This is a genomic window from Streptomyces sp. NPDC031379 (assembly GCF_055569615.1).
In genome coordinates, this window is record NZ_JBVIIT010000010.1 from 17,738 (window position 1) to 35,578 (window position 17,841).

At 72.8% G+C, this 17,841-nt stretch carries 16 protein-coding genes; 13 read left to right on the forward strand and 3 right to left on the reverse strand.

The annotated features are described in order from the left end of the window. The first annotated feature begins 53 nt into the window (after positions 1-53). The 3 genes from alc to ACZ5CW_RS16245 all read left to right on the forward strand — a co-directional run bounded on the left by alc (position 54) and on the right by ACZ5CW_RS16245 (position 2,831). Complete coding sequence (gene alc / locus ACZ5CW_RS16235) at positions 54-1,184, forward strand: allantoicase (RefSeq protein ID WP_468601643.1); 1,131 nt, start codon at positions 54-56, stop codon at positions 1,182-1,184. Positions 1,185-1,308: 124 nt separating this feature from the next. Further along, the gene (locus ACZ5CW_RS16240) at positions 1,309-2,130 is read left to right on the forward strand and encodes an AIM24 family protein (RefSeq protein ID WP_468601645.1); all 822 of its coding nucleotides are present in this window, start codon (positions 1,309-1,311) and stop codon (positions 2,128-2,130) included. 74 nt (positions 2,131-2,204) lie between these two features. Further along, a complete protein-coding gene (locus tag ACZ5CW_RS16245) occupies positions 2,205-2,831 on the forward strand; it encodes a dihydrofolate reductase family protein (protein WP_468601647.1) in 627 nt (208 codons plus the stop codon). Between the two features lie 118 nt (positions 2,832-2,949). Here the strand turns inward: ACZ5CW_RS16245 and ACZ5CW_RS16250 are convergent, their stop codons facing one another. Together ACZ5CW_RS16250 and ACZ5CW_RS16255 are read right to left on the reverse strand one after the other, a co-directional pair. Next, entirely contained in the window at positions 2,950-3,336 is a 387-nt protein-coding gene (locus tag ACZ5CW_RS16250) for a guanyl-specific ribonuclease (protein WP_468601649.1), read from the reverse strand. Positions 3,337-3,506: 170 nt separating this feature from the next. Continuing rightward, the gene (locus ACZ5CW_RS16255) at positions 3,507-3,707 is read right to left on the reverse strand and encodes a hypothetical protein (RefSeq protein WP_468601651.1); all 201 of its coding nucleotides are present in this window, start codon (positions 3,705-3,707) and stop codon (positions 3,507-3,509) included. 170 nt (positions 3,708-3,877) lie between these two features. On the opposite strand from ACZ5CW_RS16255, the gene ACZ5CW_RS16260 reads away from it, so the two are divergent. The 3 genes from ACZ5CW_RS16260 (at position 3,878) to ACZ5CW_RS16270 (ending at position 7,837) form a co-directional block, all read left to right on the forward strand. Next, positions 3,878-5,152, forward strand: coding sequence for a sensor histidine kinase (locus ACZ5CW_RS16260; RefSeq protein ID WP_468601653.1), 1,275 nt, complete (start codon positions 3,878-3,880; stop codon positions 5,150-5,152). Between the two features lie 736 nt (positions 5,153-5,888). After that, the gene (locus tag ACZ5CW_RS16265) at positions 5,889-6,575 is read left to right on the forward strand and encodes a response regulator transcription factor (protein WP_468601655.1); all 687 of its coding nucleotides are present in this window, start codon (positions 5,889-5,891) and stop codon (positions 6,573-6,575) included. Between the two features lie 71 nt (positions 6,576-6,646). Beyond that, positions 6,647-7,837 (forward strand): cytochrome P450 family protein, encoded by a 1,191-nt coding sequence (locus tag ACZ5CW_RS16270; RefSeq protein WP_468601657.1) that lies wholly within the window; start codon positions 6,647-6,649, stop codon positions 7,835-7,837. 13 nt (positions 7,838-7,850) lie between these two features. Here ACZ5CW_RS16270 and ACZ5CW_RS16275 read toward each other — a convergent pair whose 3' ends face one another. Further along, entirely contained in the window at positions 7,851-8,873 is a 1,023-nt protein-coding gene (locus tag ACZ5CW_RS16275) for a Gfo/Idh/MocA family protein (protein WP_468601659.1), read from the reverse strand. 130 nt (positions 8,874-9,003) lie between these two features. Here ACZ5CW_RS16275 and ACZ5CW_RS16280 point away from each other — a divergent pair, with 130 nt between their 5' ends. The 7 genes from ACZ5CW_RS16280 (at position 9,004) to ACZ5CW_RS16310 (ending at position 17,638) form a co-directional block, all read left to right on the forward strand. Continuing rightward, positions 9,004-9,741, forward strand: a complete 738-nt coding sequence (locus tag ACZ5CW_RS16280) for a GntR family transcriptional regulator (RefSeq protein WP_468602062.1) — start codon at positions 9,004-9,006, stop codon at positions 9,739-9,741. A gap of 198 nt (positions 9,742-9,939) precedes the next feature. Next, positions 9,940-10,944: a sugar ABC transporter substrate-binding protein gene (locus ACZ5CW_RS16285; protein WP_468601661.1), complete on the forward strand. Its 1,005-nt coding sequence runs from the start codon at positions 9,940-9,942 to the stop codon at positions 10,942-10,944. Next, a complete protein-coding gene (locus ACZ5CW_RS16290; protein ID WP_468601663.1) occupies positions 10,941-12,041 on the forward strand; it encodes an ABC transporter permease in 1,101 nt (366 codons plus the stop codon). Before ACZ5CW_RS16285 ends, ACZ5CW_RS16290 begins: the two co-directional genes overlap by 4 nt. Beyond that, positions 12,038-12,829 carry an ATP-binding cassette domain-containing protein gene (locus tag ACZ5CW_RS16295; RefSeq protein WP_468601664.1) on the forward strand — a complete coding sequence of 264 codons (792 nt, stop codon included), beginning with the start codon at positions 12,038-12,040 and terminating at the stop codon, positions 12,827-12,829. The genes ACZ5CW_RS16290 and ACZ5CW_RS16295 overlap by 4 nt, the downstream gene beginning before the upstream one ends. Before the next feature lie 117 nt (positions 12,830-12,946). Beyond that, entirely contained in the window at positions 12,947-14,092 is a 1,146-nt protein-coding gene (locus ACZ5CW_RS16300; protein ID WP_468601666.1) for an ROK family glucokinase, read from the forward strand. Continuing rightward, positions 14,089-14,670: a sugar kinase gene (locus ACZ5CW_RS16305; protein ID WP_468601668.1), complete on the forward strand. Its 582-nt coding sequence runs from the start codon at positions 14,089-14,091 to the stop codon at positions 14,668-14,670. The genes ACZ5CW_RS16300 and ACZ5CW_RS16305 overlap by 4 nt, the downstream gene beginning before the upstream one ends. A 109-nt stretch (positions 14,671-14,779) precedes the next feature. Next, positions 14,780-17,638, forward strand: coding sequence for a DEAD/DEAH box helicase (locus ACZ5CW_RS16310; RefSeq protein ID WP_468601670.1), 2,859 nt, complete (start codon positions 14,780-14,782; stop codon positions 17,636-17,638). Positions 17,639-17,841 lie beyond the last annotated feature (203 nt).

Below are 17,841 nucleotides of genomic sequence, written 5' to 3' on the forward strand. Positions count from 1 at the left end.
CCACCCCCACGCACCCGCACCCGCCGACTTCCCGAAAGGAACCCCTGATCACCGTGACGGCGCAGCATCAAGCAAGTAGGGCCAGCTTCACCGGCGACGCGAACCCCTACGGAGGCGGCGACCCGTACGCTGACTACCGCACCGCCGACTTCCCCTTCACCCAGTACGCCAACCTCGCCGACCGGCAGCTCGGCGCCGGCGTCGTCGCCGCCAACGACGAGTTCTTCGCCCAGCGCGAGAACCTGCTGGTCCCCGAGCCGGCCGAGTTCGACCCCGAGCACTTCGGGCACAAGGGCAAGATCATGGACGGCTGGGAGACCCGCCGTCGGCGCGGCGCCTCCGCCGAGCACCCCTGGCCGACCGCCGAGGACCATGACTGGGCACTGGTCCGCCTCGGCGCGCCCGGCGTGATCCGCGGGATCGTCGTCGACACCGCCCACTTCCGCGGCAACTACCCGCAGGCCGTCTCGGTCGAGGGCGCCTCCGTACCCGGCTCCCCCTCCACGGAAGAACTGCTGGGCGACGACGTGAAGTGGACGACCCTCGTCCCGCGCACCCCGGTCGGCGGCCACGCGGCGAACGGCTTCGACGTCACCGTCGAGCAGCGCTTCACGCACCTGCGCGTCAACCAGCACCCCGACGGCGGCATAGCCCGTCTGCGCGTGTACGGCGAGGTCGTCCCCGACCCGAAGTGGCTGGAGGTGCTCGGCACCTTCGACGTGGTCGCCCTGGAGAACGGCGGCCAGGTCGAGGACGCCTCCAACCTCTTCTACTCCCCGGCCACCAACACCATCCAGCCGGGCCGCTCCCGCAAGATGGACGACGGCTGGGAGACCCGCCGCCGCCGCGACCAGGGCAACGACTGGATCCGCTACCGGCTGGTGTCCGGGTCCCAGATCCGCGCGATCGAGATCGACACCGCCTACCTGAAGGGCAACAGCGCCGGCTGGGCCTCGGTCTCCGTGAAGGACGGGGAGGACGGCGACTGGGCCGAGATCCTGCCGCGCACCCGCCTCCAGCCCGACACCAACCACCGCTTCGTCCTGCCGCGGCCGGCCGTCGGCACGCACGCGCGTGTCGACATCTTCCCCGACGGCGGCATCTCCCGGCTGCGCCTGTTCGGCTCCCTGACCGAGGAGGGCGCGACCCGGCTCGCCGCCCGCCACCAGGAACTGGGCGGCTGACCCGTCCCCCCACGCGCGCGGGGCGCCCCGGCCGGACAGCACCGGGGCGCCCCGCGTGTCACTCGCGCGGACCCCGTTCCCACGACCCGGAACTCTTCCGTCCGTCTGCCGCGTTCTTCTCCTCGTGACCCTTAAGCAAGAGATCGTCGGCAACGCCATGCAGATGGCGGTCGTCAACCTGTACCCCGGCCAGACCGTGTACTGCGAGGCCGGGAAGTTCCTGTTCAAGACCACGAACGTGACCATGGAGACGCGGCTGTCCGGCCCGTCGGGCAACGGCAACGGCGGGCAGCCGCAGAACGGCTCGGGCGGCGGCATGGGCGGCATGCTGCGCCAGGCCATGGGCACCGCCATGCAGGTCGGCCAGCGCATGCTCGCGGGCGAGTCGCTGGCCTTCCAGTACTTCACCGCCCAGGGCGGCGAGGGCACGGTCGGCTTCGCGGGCGTGCTCCCCGGCGAGATGCGCGCCCTGGAGCTGGACGGCACGCGCGCGTGGTTCGCGGAGAAGGACGCCTTCGTGGCCGCCGAGTCCACCGTCGACTTCGGCATCGCCTTTCAGGGCGGCCGCACGGGCATGAGCGGAGGCGAGGGTTTCGTCCTGGAGAAGTTCACCGGGCAGGGCACGGTGATCATCGCCGGCGCGGGCAACTTCATCGACCTGAACCCGGCCGACTTCGGCGGCCGCATCGAGGTCGACACCGGTTGTGTGGTCGCCTTCGAGGAGGGCATCGAGTACGGCGTCCAGCGCGTCGGCGGCCTCAACCGGCAGGGGATCATGAACGCCGTGTTCGGCGGCGAGGGCCTCTCCCTGGCCACCCTCGAGGGCAACGGCCGGGTGATCCTGCAGTCCCTCACCATCGAGAGCCTCGCCAACGCCCTGAAGAAGGCCCAGGGCGGCGACAAGCAGGGCCCGACCGGCGGACTGTTCTCGACCCACTCCGGCTGAACCGATGAGTCGCGGGTGCGTGCGGGGTCTGAGCTGGTGACAGCGGACCCCGCACCCGGAAGAAGGCACCCGCCATGGGCAAGCTCGTCTCCACCGTGTTCATCACCCTCGACGGCGTCCACCAGGCGCCCGGCGGCCCCCGGGAAGACCCCAGCGGCGGCTTCACCCAGGGCGGCTGGAGCCATCCGTACGGCGACGACGACTTCGGCCGGTTCGTCACCGAGGTCTTCGGCGGCGTCGGCGGCTTCCTGCTCGGCCGCCGTACGTACGAGATCTTCGCCTCCTACTGGCCGAAGGTGACCGACCCGGCCGACCCGGTCGCGTCCAAGCTGAACGCACTCCCGAAGTACGTCGTCTCCGCCACGCTCCGGGAGCCCGCGTGGCAGGGCACCACGGTCGTCAGCGGCGATCTCGCCAAGGAGGTCGCGGCCCTCAAGGAGCGCACGGACGGTGAACTGCAGGTCCACGGCAGCGGCGCGCTGGTCCGCTCCCTGCTGGACCTGCGGCTCGTCGACACCCTGCACCTGCTGACCTTCCCGGTCGTCCTCGGCGCCGGCCGCCGCCTCTTCGCGGACGGCGCGGTCCCCACCCGCTTCACGCACCGGGCCGGCCGCGTCACCGGCTCGGGCGTCTCCATCCAGACCTACGACCTCGCGGGCAGCCCCGAGTACGGATCGTTCGACCTCCCCGAAGAGGCGTAGGCCGCACGTCCTGCGGGTCGGGGGCCTCGCCCCGCGGCCGACGACGGCCGTGGGGGGAACGGGGCGAGGGGCTCTGTGCCGACCGGACGGTGCCGGTCGTACGGCGGACCGGCCGACCTCAGCAGTCGAAGTCGATGAGCTTGAACGTCGCGTAGTGGTCGGACGTGTAGTAGTCCTCCTCGGTCTTCTCGCCGGTGACGATGCGGCGTGCGCCGCGCGTGGGGGAGCCCGGCGTGATCACGGTGTACTCGTGGTAGTAGCCGGACGTCTGGCTGGGCAGGACGCCTTCGCGGTTCGAGAAGACGGTGCCGTCCTGCGAGTACGGGAAGGGGCCGCCCTGCTCGATCAGGTCGAGCGTGTCGTACGCCTGGGAGGGCAGGGCGCTGTGGCAGATGCTGCCGACCGCGGCGTTCGCCGTGGTGGCGGAGACGGTGCCACCCACGAGGAGGGCGGACAGGATCGTGGCTGCGGCGCCGATCCGAGCGGCGCTGTGGGGGATTCGCATGCCCTCATGGTGACGCGCGTAGAGCGTGGCATGTCAATGACAACTTCGCGGTTTCCGCCGTCAAGTCCGATGATTTTTCAGGACGTTAACCTGACCGGCCGATGGCTCCATGACACCTGCACACGCCGTTCACCGGCGCACCACCGGCAGCGGCGCGGCGGCCCGCGCACTCAGCCGGCCCCCTGGCTCTCCGCGGCGGCGAACAGCGCGAACGCGAGCACCACCAGGGCGACGCTCGCGTAGACCTCGTAGCCGTCGAGGAAGCCGAGCCGCTGCACGAGTCCCACGTGCCAGTGCGTGAACTCGTGCACCAGGCCCAGCGCGCCCTGCACCAGGGCGAGGAATCCGAGAAGTTCCAGCAGCTGTTTCATGCCACGACTCTCGCCCCGCGGCTTGCCCGCACACATCGGCCGAGGGACGGCTCCCTCACCGCCTTAAGGCTGCTCCGCCGCGGCCCCGCGCCATCGAAAGTCCACGGTGGTGCGACTTTGGTCGGCGATCCCGTGCGCGCGACGGCCACGGGGACCGGCCGTGCGTAGATTTGCCGACCGTGAGTATTGACGAGCCGGCCCGGACGCCGCAGGCGTTCGCGGGCCGCCGGTGGCTGTTCCCCTCCGCCCTCATCCACGAGCTGGACCCGGACGCCCGCGCCTCCGGCCGCCGGCCACGGCGCACCGCGCGCGACTGGGTCGTCGACTTCACCTGCTTCGTGCTGGCCGTCGTCCTCGGCCTGGCGGCCGCACAGTCCGTGCCCGACGAGCCCGGCCTGCCGCACTCCCTCGCCGTCCTCGACCAGGCGCTCGGGGCCCTGGCCTGCGCGGCGGTCTGGCTGCGGCGCCGGTGGCCGGTCGGGCTCGCCGCCGCGATGGTCCCGCTCGGCCTGCTCTCCAACACCTCGGGCGGTGCGGCGATGGTCGCCCTGTTCACGCTCGCCGTGCACCGGCCCTTCCGGTACGTGGCCTGGATCGGCGGCGTCGACCTCGCGCTGGTCCCGCTCCTGTACTGGCTGCGGCCCGACCCCGACCTGCCCTACGCCGCCGTCGTCGCGTTCACCGCGCTGCTCACCGTGTCGATCACCGGCTGGGGCATGTTCGTCCGCTCCAAACGGATGCTGATGCTGAGCCTCAGGGACCGGGCCCACCGGGCGGAGACCGAGGCACGGCTGCGCGCCGAGCAGGCCCAGCGCCTGGCCCGCGAGGCCATCGCCCGCGAGATGCACGACGTCCTCGCCCACCGGCTCACCCTGCTCAGCGTGCACGCGGGTGCCCTGGAGTTCCGGCCGGACGCGCCCCGCGAGGAGATCGCGCGGGCTGCCGGGGTCATCCGGGAGAGCGCCCATGAGGCCCTTCAGGACCTGCGGGAGATCATCGGCGTGCTCCGGGCCGGCGAGTCCGACGACGCGGCGGGCGGCCGGCCGCAGCCCACGCTCGCGGCGCTGGACGCCCTGGTCGCCGAGTGCCGGGAGGCGGGCATGAACGTCTCCCTCGACCACCGTGTCGCCGACCCGGCCGCCGTCCCCGCCTCCGTCGGCCGCACCGCCTACCGCATCGCCCAGGAGGCCCTGACCAACGCCCGCAAGCACGCCCCCGGCACCGAGGTCACGGTCCGCCTCACCGGTACCCCCGGCGACGGCCTGACGCTCACCGTCGGCAACCCGGCCCCGCCCTCCGAGGTCCCACCGGTCCCCGGCTCCGGCCAGGGTCTGATCGGCCTCACGGAACGCGCGACCCTGACGGGCGGACGCCTGGAACACGGCACCACGGCCGCCGGCGGCTTCGAGGTACGGGCGTGGCTGCCGTGGGCGGAGGCGGCATGAGGCCCCCGCCGGCAACCCGCGTCGGCCCTCCCCGGAGCCCGGAGCCCGGAGCCCGGAGCCCTCTTGGGCCCTGCCCGGACCTTGAGCCGGCAGCCGGCCTGTCTGGGGCCTGGAGGCGCCTTGTTCGGGGGCCTGGAGCGGGCATCCGCACTGTCTGGGGCTGGGTTACGGGCTGTCGGGGACGCGGAACGGCGTCTGGCCTGTCTGGAGCCCGGTGGCGCCCTGCCGGGGCCTGGAGCGGGCATTCGCGCGGCCGGGGCCGGGTTGCGGGCGCGTCCGGGGACGGGGTGCGGGTTGCCGGGCACTGGGTGCCGGCCTTCTGCCTGTCTGGGGCCTGGTGGTGCCTTGCTCGGGGTCCTGGAGCGGGCGTTCGCGCTGTCCGGGGCCGGGGTGCGGGCTGCCGGGCGCCGGGAACGGCAGCCCGCCTGTCCGGAGCCCGGGTGCACCTCGCCCGGGACCTGGAACCGGCATGCTCCCCGTCCGGGGCCTGGATATGCCCTGCCGGGGACGCGGAACCGGCATCCGGCCTGTCCGGAGCCCGGTTGCACCTTGCCCGGGACTCGGAACCGGCATGCGCCCTGCCGGGGACGCGGAACCCGCATCCACCCCGGTGGAACCCGCATCCACCCCGGTGGGGCCCGCATCCACCCCGGTGGGGCCCGCATGAGCCTCGTCGGGACATCGGTGTCCGGCGATCGCCCCGCCGTTGTCCGTCCGCCCGTGATTTCGTAGCCCCATGACTGCCACGCCGATCAGACTTCTCCTCGTCGACGACGACCCCCTCGTGCGGGCCGGGCTGGCTCTGATGATGGGCGGGGCGGAGGACATCGAGATCGTCGGGGAGGCTGCCGACGGCGCGCAGGCCGAGGCCCTCGTGGAGCGCACCCGGCCGGACGTCGTCCTGATGGACATCCGCATGCCGTCGGTGGACGGACTCACCGCCACCCGGCGGCTGCGCGCACGGGCCGACGCACCGCAGGTCGTGGTGCTCACCACCTTCCACGCCGACGAGCAGGTGCTGCACGCCCTGCGCGCCGGCGCCGCCGGTTTCGTCCTCAAGGACACCCCGCCGGCCGAGATCGTGGCCGCCGTGCGCCGGGTCGCGGCGGGCGACCCGGTCCTGTCGCCCGCCGTCACACGCCAGTTGATGCGGCACGCGGCAGGCACCGCGGCCGGCACCGCCGCCGACGCCCGGAACGCACGCGCGCGTGAACGGCTCGCCGTGCTCAACGACCGCGAGCGCGAGGTCGCCGTCGCCGTCGGCCGCGGACTCGCCAACGCCCAGGTCGCCGCCGAACTCTTCATGAGCGTGGCCACCGTCAAGACCCATGTCTCCCGCATCCTCGCCAAGCTCGACCTGGACAACCGGGTGCAGATCGCCCTGCTGGCCTACGACGCGGGGCTGTTGGAGGACGGGCACTAAGCGGCCGCCCCAGGCGTTGTCCCGGTACCGGGACGCGCCCGGGGGCCTCGGGGGAGTCCGGAAGGGGAGCGATGGACAGCCAACAGGTGGTCGATCTGCGGGAGTTCGAGGAGAGTCTGCGCAGCGATCCCCATGCGGTGTACGCCCGCCTGCGCGACCAGGGCCCCGTGCACCGGGTCCGGCTGCCGGCAGGGGCCGAGGGGTACGAGACCTGGCTGGTCGTGGGGTACGAAGAGGCGCGCGAGGCCCTCGCCGACCCCCGGCTGGCCAAGGACGGCGAGAAGATCGGCTCGGTCTTCCTGGACGAGGAGAAGATCGGCAAGCACCTGCTGGCCACCGACCCGCCTCAGCACACCCGCCTGCGTGCACTCGTCACGCGCGTGTTCACGATGCGCCGGGTGGAGCGACTGCGCCCCCGGATCCAGCAGATCACCGACGACCTGCTGGACGAGATGCTGCCGCGCGGCCGCGGCGACCTCATCGACTCGCTCGCCTTCCCGCTGCCCATCACCGTCATCTGCGAACTCCTCGGCGTCCCGGACATGGACCGCGCGGAGTTCCGCAAGATGTCCACCGAGGTGGTCGCACCGACCGACGAGGGCACGGAGTACGACGCGGTCGTCCGTCTCGCCGAGTACCTCACCGGGCTGATCGCGGACAAGCGCTCCGCCGGACCGACCGACGACCTGCTGAGCGACCTGATCCGCACCACCGACGAGGGCGGCGACCGGCTCTCCGCGCAGGAACTGAGCGGCATGGCCTACCTGCTGCTCATCGCCGGTCACGAGACAACCGTCAACCTCATCGGCAACGGCGTCCTCGCCCTTCTCACCCACCCTGACCAACTGGCCGCCCTGCGCGCCGACATGAGCCTCCTGGACGGCGCCGTCGAGGAGATGCTGCGCTACGAGGGCCCGGTGCAGAGCGCCACCTTCCGGTACGCCGCCGAGCCTCTGGAGATCGGCGGCACGGCCATCGGGCAGGGCGAGCAAGTGGTGGTCGGCCTCACCGCAGCCCAGCGCGACGGCGACCGCTACGCCGATCCGCACCGGTTCGACATCCGCCGTGACACCCGCGGCCACCTGGCCTTCGGCCACGGCATCCACTACTGCCTGGGCGCACCCCTGGCCCGCCTGGAGGGTCGTATCGCCGTCGGCACCCTCCTGGAGCGCGCTCCCGGCCTCGCGCTCGACGGCTCGCCGGGCGAGTGGCTGCCGGGACTGCTGATGAGAGGGATGCGCAGCCTTCCGGTGCGCTGGTGAGCGGCCCGGGGAGTCAGCCGGAGGACGGCCCCGCCCGGTCGGGTATCTCCGCCAGCGCCACCGGCCGCCGCTCCCGGCGGGAGATCTCGCAGGCCTCGGCGACCCGCAGCGCCTGCAGCGCCTCCCGGCCGTCGCAGGGGTTGGGCCGCTCGCCGCGCACCAGCTCCACGAAGGCGGCCAGCTCGGCCTCGTAGGCGGGCCCGAACCGCTCCAGGAACCCCGTCCACGGCTTGTCCGCGGGCGGTGGGCCGGTCGGCTCGGTGGACGCGAGCGGCGTACGGTCGTCCAGCCCCACCACCACCGTGTCCCGCTCGCCGGCCAGCTCCATGCGCACGTCGTAGCCCGCGCCGTTCAGCCGGGTCGCCGTCGCCGAGGCCAGGGTGCCGTCGTCCAGCGTGAGCAGCGCCGCGCCCGTGTCGACGTCACCGGCTTCGCGGAACATCGCGGGACCGGCGTCCGAGCCGGTGGCGTAGACGTCGGCCACCTCACGGCCGGTCACCCAGCGCAGCACGTCGAAGTCGTGGATCAGCGTGTCCCGGAACAGCCCCCCGGACAGCGGCAGCCACTCCGCCGGGGGAGGGGACTGGTCGCAGGTAAGGGCCCGTACGGTGTGCAGCCGCCCGAGCCGCCCCGAACGCACCGCCTCCCGGGCGCCGGCATAGCCCGCGTCGAACCGCCGCTGGAAGCCCATCTGCAGCACCGTCCCGGCCGCCTCGACCTCGGCGAGCGCCTGCAGCGTGCCCGGCAGATCGAGGGCGATCGGCTTCTCGCAGAAGACCGGCAGACCCGAGCGGGCCGCCCGGCCGATCAGTTCGGCGTGGGCCGCCGTCGCCGCGGTGATCACCACCGCGTCCACGCCCCACCTGAACACCTCGTCCATCCCCGGCGCCGCCGTCTCGCCCAGCCGGTGGGCCAGCTCCTGCGCCCGCGCCGGGTCCGCGTCCGTCAGGATCAGGGACCCGACCTCGCGGTGGCGGCTGAGCGTCCGCGCGTGAATGGTGCCGATGCGGCCCGTACCGATGACCCCGATGCGCATGGAAACAAAGTGAGGGCGGACCCGGCATGCTGTCAATGCGTATGTCCGGACAACCGGACTACACAACTTCCCGTCAACCCGTCACGGGGATACGCTCGGGCCCGTGCCGAAACCAGATGTGGACCCGACCGTGGCGCTCGACCTCCATGTGGACCGTAGCTCCCCGGTGCCGTTGTACTTCCAGCTCTCCCAGCAGCTGGAGGCCGCCATCGAGCGGGGCGGCCTCACTCCGGGCAGCCTGCTGGGCAACGAGATCGAGCTGGCCGCGCGGCTCGGCCTGTCCCGGCCCACCGTCCGCCAGGCCATCCAGTCGCTCGTCGACAAAGGGCTTCTCGTCCGCCGCCGGGGCGTCGGTACCCAGGTCGTGCACAGCCAGGTCAAGCGCCCCCTGGAGCTGAGCAGCCTCTACGACGACCTCGAGGCGGCCGGCCAGCGCCCGGCGACCAAGGTCCTGGTCAACACCGTCGTCCCCGCCTCGGCCGAGGTCGCCGGGGCGCTCGGGGTCGCCGAGGGCGGCGACGTCCACCGCATCGAGCGCCTGCGCCTCGCGCACGGCGAGCCGATGGCCTACCTGATCAACCACCTGCCGCCCGGCCTGCTCGACCTGGACACCGACCAGCTGGAGGCCACCGGGCTGTACCGGCTGATGCGCTCGGCCGGGATCACCCTGCACAGCGCCCGCCAGTCCATCGGGGCCCGCGGGGCCACGGCCGCCGAGGCGGAGCGGCTCGCCGAGCCGGAGGGCGCCCCGCTGCTCACCATGCAGCGCACCACCTTCGACGACACCGGCCGCGCGGTCGAGTTCGGCGACCACACCTACCGTCCGACGCGCTACTCCTTCGAGTTCCAGCTGCTCGTACGTCCGTGACACCCCCCGGCATGCGTCGCAATGTCCGGACAATGTGACCGGCGTACGGTCCCCGGTCGCGTCATGGGTGTTCCCTGTGTTCGATACTGAAGTGTTTGGGGCTGGTGAGGTCACCGCCGGGACACGCCGACGGTGAGGTCGCCCGCCCCTCACGCACGTCGGAGCAGACCAAGAGCACAGCAAGAAGGGCACGGCCTCGTGGCACGGTTTCGGACCTGGGTAGGCATAGCGCTGGCGGGGGCACTCTCCGTGTCCCTGGCGGGGTGCAGCAGCACCGGCGGCAAACGGGCCGAGGACGCCCGCAAGGCGGCCGCGGCCCAGGGCAGGGCGGCGGTGAACACGCCCCGCTGGACCTTCGCGATGATCACCCACTCGGGAGACGGTGACACCTTCTGGGACATCGTGCAGAGCGGTGCCAAGCAGGCCGCCGTCAAGGACAACATCAACTTCCTGTACTCGCACGACGACGAGGCCCAGCAGCAGGCGCAGCTGGTGGACGCGGCCGTGGACAAGAAGGTCGACGGCATCATCGTCACCCTCGCCAAGCCGGACGCCATGAAGGCGGCCGTGGCCCGCGCCGAGAAGGCCGGTATCCCGGTGATCACGGTCAACTCCGGCTCCGAGGAGTCCAAGGCCTTCGGCGCCCTCACCCACATCGGCCAGGACGAGACCATCGCCGGTGAGGCCGTCGGCGACGAGCTGAACGAGCGCGGGAGGAAGAAGGCCCTGTGCGTCCTGCACGAGCAGGGCAACGTCGGCCACGAGCAGCGCTGCGACGGCGTCGCCAAGACCTTCCGCGGCACGCTGCAGAAGCTCTACGTCAACGGCACCAACATGCCCGACGTGCAGTCCGCGATCGAGGCCAAGCTCCAGGCCGACACCTCCCTCGACGCCGTCGTCACCCTCGGCGCGCCCTACGCCGACACCGCCGTGAAGGCGAGGACGGACGCGGGCAGCAAGGCCGAGGTCGACACCTTCGACCTCAACGCCAAGGTCGCGGCCTCGCTGAAGAACGGCACCCTCGGCTTCGCTGTCGACCAGCAGCCCTACCTCCAGGGCTACCAGGCGGTCGACCTGCTGTGGCTGTACAAGTACAACGGCGACGTCCTCGGCGGCGGCAAGCCGGTCCTCACCGGCCCGCAGATCATCACCAAGGACCAGGCGTCCGCGCTGGCCGAGTACACCGAGCGGGGCACCCGATGAGCGCCACCTCGGAGCGGACGGCCGACGGAGCGCCCGACAGGACACCCGGGCAGACGCCCGGCAAGGGGCCGGGCAAGACGGCCGACGAAAGGATTCTGCAGACCTCGCCGCTGCGGAAACTGCTCGCGCGCCCGGAACTGGGCTCGGTCGTCGGCGCGCTCGCGGTCCTCGTCTTCTTCGCCGTCGCCGCCGACGGCTTCCTGCGCGCGGCCAGCCTCAGCACGGTCCTGTACGCGTCCTCGACCATCGGCATCATGGCCGTACCCGTGGCCCTGCTGATGATCGGCGGCGAGTTCGACCTCTCGGCGGGCGTCCTCGTGACGTCCTCGGCGCTGATCTCCTCGATGTTCAGCTACCAGATGACGGCGAACACCTGGGTCGGCGTGGGCGTGTCCCTGCTGGTCACCCTGGCCATCGGCGCCTTCAACGGCTTCATGCTCACCCGCACCAGGCTGCCCAGCTTCATCATCACGCTGGGCACCTTCCTGATGCTGACCGGCATGAACCTCGGCTTCACCAAGCTGATCGACGGCACGGTCTCCACCAAGACCATCGCCGACATGGAGGGCTTCCCCAGCGCCCACGACGTCTTCGCCTCGACGCTCACCGTCGGCGGCGTCGACTTCAAGGTCACCATCCTGTGGTGGCTGGGCCTGGTCGTCCTCGGCTCCTGGATCCTGCTGCGCACCCGCGCCGGCAACTGGATCTTCGCCGTCGGCGGCAACCAGGACGCGGCCCGCGCGGTCGGCGTCCCGGTCGCCGGGACCAAGATCGGCCTCTACATGGGCGTCGCCTTCGGCGCCTGGATCTCCGGCCAGCACCTGCTCTTCTCCTTCGACGCCGTCCAGTCCGGCGAGGGCGTCGGCAACGAGCTGATCTACATCATCGCGGCCGTCATCGGCGGCTGCCTCATCACCGGCGGCTACGGCAGCGCGATCGGCTCGGCCGTCGGCGCCCTGCTGTTCGGCATGACCAGCAAGGGCATCGTCTTCGCCGAGTGGAACCCCGACTGGTTCAAGTTCTTCCTCGGAGCGATGCTGCTCCTCGCGACCCTGCTCAACGCCTGGGTCCGCAAGCGCGCGGAGGCGACCACATGACGCAGACCGAGACGCGTACGGCCCTGGTGGAGCTGTCCGACGTCAGCAAGCACTACGGCAACGTCCGGGCCCTGGAGGGCGTCTTCCTGGAGGTCCACGCGGGCGAGATCACCTGCGTCCTCGGCGACAACGGCGCGGGCAAGTCGACGCTGATCAAGATCATCTCCGGCCTGCACCGGCACGACGGCGGCACCCTGCGCGTCGAGGGCGAGGAGACCCGCCTCGCCTCCCCGCGCGAAGCCCTGGACCGCGGCATCGCCACGGTCTACCAGGACCTCGCGGTCGTCCCCCTCATGCCGGTCTGGCGCAACTTCTTCCTCGGCTCCGAGCCCCGCAAGGGCGTGGGCCCCTTCAAGCGCCTCGACATCGACTTCATGCGCCGCACCACCCGCGAGGCCCTGCTCCGCATGGGCATCGACCTGAGGGACGTCGACCAGCCCATCGGCACCCTCTCCGGCGGCGAACGCCAGTGCGTGGCGATCGCCCGCGCGGTCCACTTCGGCGCGAAGGTCCTGATCCTGGACGAACCGACGGCGGCACTCGGTGTGAAGCAGTCCGGTGTGGTGCTCAAATATGTGGCCGCGGCACGGGACGAGGGGCTGGGCGTTGTTCTGATCACCCACAACCCGCACCACGCGTATCTGGTCGGCGACAGGTTCGTCCTCCTGCGCCGCGGCACGATGGTGGGCAATCACACACGGGACGAGATCACGCTGGACGAGCTGACCCAGCAGATGGCCGGTGGCTCCGACCTGGACGCGCTGCGCCACGAACTGCAGCGCACCTGAGGGGGTGCGGGGAACCGCGCGATCGACCGGAACGGACCCGCACCCGGCGACGACCGCGCACCCCCGCCTCCCGCCCCGCGCAGCACTCAGGGTGAGCGTGCGGCAGAATCGACGCCGATGAGCACCTACCGCGACCTCACCGCCCCCATCGGCTCCCGCCGAGCCCCTGTGCTCCGTACGGTCGGGACACGGGAACGCCGATCCCACCTGACCGCACCCCGTGTGCCCACGGTCGGCATCGACATCGGCGGCACAAAGGTCATGGCGGGCGTCGTGGACGCCGACGGCAACATCCTGGAGAAGCTCCGCACGGAGACCCCGGACAAGTCCAAGAGCCCCAAGGTCGTCGAGGACACCATCGTCGAACTGGTCCTGGACCTGTCCGACCGGCACGACGTGCACGCGGTCGGGATCGGCGCGGCCGGCTGGGTCGACGCCGACCGCAACCGCGTCCTGTTCGCCCCCCACCTGTCCTGGCGCAACGAACCCCTCCGGGACCGCCTGGCCGGCCGGCTCTCCGTGCCGGTCCTCGTCGACAACGACGCCAACACCGCCGCCTGGGCGGAGTGGCGCTTCGGCGCCGGCCGCGGCGAGGACCACCTCGTCATGATCACCCTCGGCACCGGCATCGGCGGCGCCATCCTGGAAGACGGCCAGGTCAAGCGCGGCAAGTTCGGCGTCGCCGGCGAGTTCGGCCATATGCAGGTCGTGCCCGGCGGCCACCGCTGCCCGTGCGGCAACCGCGGCTGCTGGGAGCAGTACAGCTCCGGCAACGCACTGGTCCGCGAGGCCAGGGAACTGGCCGCCGCCGACTCCCCGGTGGCCTACGGGATCATCGAGCGCGTCAAGGGCAACATCGGCGACATCACCGGCCCGCTGATCACCGAACTGGCCCGCGAGGGCGACGCCATGTGCGTGGAGCTGCTCCAGGACATCGGCCAGTGGCTCGGCGTCGGCATCGCCAACCTCGCCGCCGCCCTCGACCCGTCCTGCTTCGTCATCGGCGGAGGCGTCAGCGCCGCCGACGACCTGCTCATCGGGCCCGCACGGGACGCCTTCAAACGCCACCTCACCGGCCGCGGCTACCGCCCCGAGGCCCGCATCACGCGCGCCCAGCTCGGCCCCGAAGCCGGCATGGTGGGCGCCGCCGACCTGGCCCGGCTGGTCGCCCGCCGCTTCCGCCGCGCCAAGCGGCGCCGGGTGGAGCGCTACGAGCGCTACGAGCGCTACGCCCAGGCCCGCCGCGACCGGGACACCGCATGACCCCGTCGCTGCCCCACCAGGGCGGCCCGCCGGACGAGCCCGGCCCGCCCGCGGAGGACGCGCGCCACAAGGCCAGGCGCCGGGCGCTCACCCTGCTGATCATCGTCCTGCTCATCGGCGTCCCGGCCGGTTACCTGGTGATCTCCGCGAACCAGAGCCGCAACAGCGGCAAGGACAAGGAGGCGAAGTACTCGGCGACCGGCCTCACCCCCGGCTGGCCGTCGAAGGTGCAGCGCCGCCTCTACCAGGTGACCGTCCCGCACCCCGCGGACCACATCGCCTACTACGAGACGAACAACTGGAAGACCAGCCGCCTCTACGTGCAGTTCCGCACCAACGCGGCCGGCCTCGACAGCTTCCTGGGAGCCATGGGCGTGCGCCGGGACCAGCTGAAGAAGGACGACATCACCGTCAGCTCCCGCGACCAGGAGGTGTCCGGCTGGCGGTTCACCGGCCCCGGGCCCTGGTCGGGCCTCACCCAGGCGCAGAAGAACCCGGCGCCCACCCAGGACGTGGTCGTGAACCTGTCCGACCCGGACTTCCCGATGGTGTACGTCGTCTCCCGCACGGTGCCGTGACCAGTGCCGCGAGCACCGGCCCCGGCCGGTCCCCGGAGCCGATTGTCAGACCCCGCCCGTAGAGTCGAAGACATCTGATCCGAGGCACGGGCGGGAGGTGGCAGAACGTATGAGCGGGGGCACGGCCGCGACGGCCGAGCGCGCGGCAGGCGCCGAGCGGACCGGGAACCCGGTCCCGGTGCGCCTCGCGTCCCTCTACCTGCCCGCGCCCCTCCCGCGTGAGGGCCGCATCGCCTTCTGGGACCCCGACGGCGGCCCCCTGCCCGCCGACGGCGACACCGAAGGCGACCGCACCGAGCTGACGGTCGTACGACGCCACGGTCCCGGTGTGCGCCGCCGGCAGGTGCCCGCGCTCACCCTGCCGCTCGCCCACGCCCTGCCGCTGCTGGTCCGGGCCCGGCGCGACCCGGCCGCCCACCCGGCCACGGCCTGCTGGGGCGCCGCCGCCCTGCACGCCCTGCGCCTGATCGCCCGCGGCCGCCTGCTGCCGGGCCTCACCCCGAGCGGCCACGACGCCTGGCGGGCCGGCCCGCTGGAGCCCGACGACATCGCCCACCTGCGCGCGATCGCCGCCGCCCTGCCGCCGGAGGGCCACGCCGTGCCCCTCCCGGACCCCGGCCCGCTCCGGCTGCCCGAGCCGGAGGCCCTGATCCGCTCCTTCCTGGACGCGGTCGCCGACACCCTGCCGCGCACCCCCGCGGCCCCGTACACCTCCGGCCGGCCCTTCGCCGCCCATGAGCCCCAGGCCCTGCCGCGGGCCCACGAGTGGGCGGCCGAGGTGGCCGCGGGGATGGACGCGGGCGTGCGGATCTCGCTCCGCCTCGACCTGTCCGCCTACGACGTCTTCGACGCCGGCGCGCGCGAAGGCACGCGCGCCGCGGGGGCGGCGATCGTGCAGGTGCACAGCCTCGCCGACCCCACCCTGGTGGCCGACGCGGCGGAGCTGTGGGCGGGGGAGGCCGACACAGCGTTCGGGCCCCGCGCGCGCGTGGACGCGGCCCTCGCCGTCCGGCGCGCGGCCCGCGTGTGGCCACCCCTGGACCGGCTCGCCGAGCAGGACGTACCCGACGTCCTCGCCCTGTCCGAGGACGAGCTGGCGGAGCTGCTCGGCGCCGCGACCGGCCGGCTCGCCGCCGCCGGGGTGGCCGTGCACTGGCCTCGGGACCTCGCCCGCGACCTGACGGCCGCCGCCGTGGTCCGCCCGGCGCCCGGTTCGGCCACCGACGGCACCGGCTTCTTCGAGAGCGAGGACCTGCTCCAGTTCCGCTGGCAGCTGGCGCTCGGCGGGGAGCCGCTCAGCGAGGCCGAGATGGACGCGCTCGCCGAGGCCCACCGGCCCGTCGTACGGCTCAGGGACCGCTGGGTCCTCGTCGACCCCGCCCTCGTCCGCAAGGCCCGCAAGCGCGAACTCGGCCTGCTCGACCCGGTCGACGCCCTGTCCGTGGCGCTCACCGGCACCGCCGAGGTCGACGGCGAGACCGTCGACGCCGTCCCCGTCGGCACCCTGGCCACCCTCCGCGACCGCCTCACGGCGGGCCTGCGCCCCGCCGACCCGCCCGCCGGTCTCGACGCCACCCTCCGCGACTACCAGCTGCGCGGCCTCGCCTGGCTCGACCTGATGACCTCCCTCGGCCTCGGCGGCTGCCTCGCCGACGACATGGGCCTCGGCAAGACGATCACGCTCATCGCCCTGCACCTCGAGCGGGCCCGCACCGAGCCGACCCTCGTCGTCTGCCCGGCCTCCCTCCTCGGCAACTGGCAGCGGGAGATCACCCGGTTCGCGCCCGGCGTGCCCGTCCGCCGCTTCCACGGCCCCGACCGCACCCTGGACGGCCTCGAGGGCGGCTTCGTCCTCACCACCTACGGCACCATGCGCTCGGCCGCGGCCCGCCTCGCCGAGCAGCCCTGGGGCATGGTCGTCGCCGACGAGGCCCAGCACGTGAAGAACCCCTACTCGGCCACAGCCAAGGCGCTGCGCACCATCCCGGCCCCCGCGCGCGTGGCGCTCACCGGCACCCCGGTGGAGAACAACCTCTCCGAACTGTGGGCCCTGCTCGACTGGACCACCCCCGGACTCCTCGGCCCCCTCAAGTCCTTCCGCGCCCGGCACGCCCGCGCGGTGGAGAACGGCGAGGACGAGGAGGCGGTGGAGCGCCTGGCGCGGCTGGTCCGCCCCTTCCTCCTGCGCCGCAAGAAGTCCGACCCCGGTATCGTCCCCGAGCTGCCGCCCAAGACCGAGACGGACCACCCGGTGCCGCTCACCCGGGAACAGGCCGCGCTGTACGAGGCGGTGGTGCGCGAGTCGATGCTGGCGATCGAGACCGCGGAGGGAATCGCCCGTCGGGGCCTGGTCCTGAAGCTCCTCGGCGCCCTCAAGCAGATCTGCGACCACCCGGCGCTGTACCTGAAGGAGGACCCGCACGCCGACCGGCTCGCGGCCCGCTCCGGCAAACTCGCCCTCCTCGACGAGCTGCTGGACACCCTGCTCGCCGAGGACGGCTCCGCGCTCGTCTTCACGCAGTACGTCGGCATGGCCCGCCTCATCACCGCCCACCTGTCCGCCCGCGCGATCCCCGTGGACCTCCTCCACGGCGGCACCCCGGTCCCGGAGCGCGAGCGCATGGTCGACCGCTTCCAGAGCGGCGAGACCCCGGTCCTGGTGCTGTCCCTGAAGGCGGCCGGCACGGGTCTGAACCTCACCCGCGCCGGCCATGTCGTCCACTTCGACCGCTGGTGGAACCCGGCCGTCGAGGAACAGGCCACCGACCGTGCCTACCGCATCGGCCAGACCCAGCCCGTCCAGGTGCACCGCCTGGTCACCGAGGGCACGGTCGAGGACCGCATCGCCGAGATGCTGACCGCCAAGCGCGCGCTGGCCGACGCGATCCTGGGCTCCGGCGAGGCGGCGCTCACCGAGCTGACGGACCGCGAACTGTCCGACCTCGTCTCACTGCGGAGGACGTCATGACGGGCGCGGGACAGCCCCGCCCCGGCGACGCGGCCCGCCGGGCCCTGCGGGCGGCACGGGAACGGGCGCAGACCCAGCGGGAGGGCACGTACCCGGCGGCGCGGGCCGGTGCCGAGGAGACGCCCACCGACGAGAGGCAGGCGCCACAGGGCCCCACCGAGAACGGAACGGAACACGCCGACGCGGAGCGCTTCGCCGGCTCC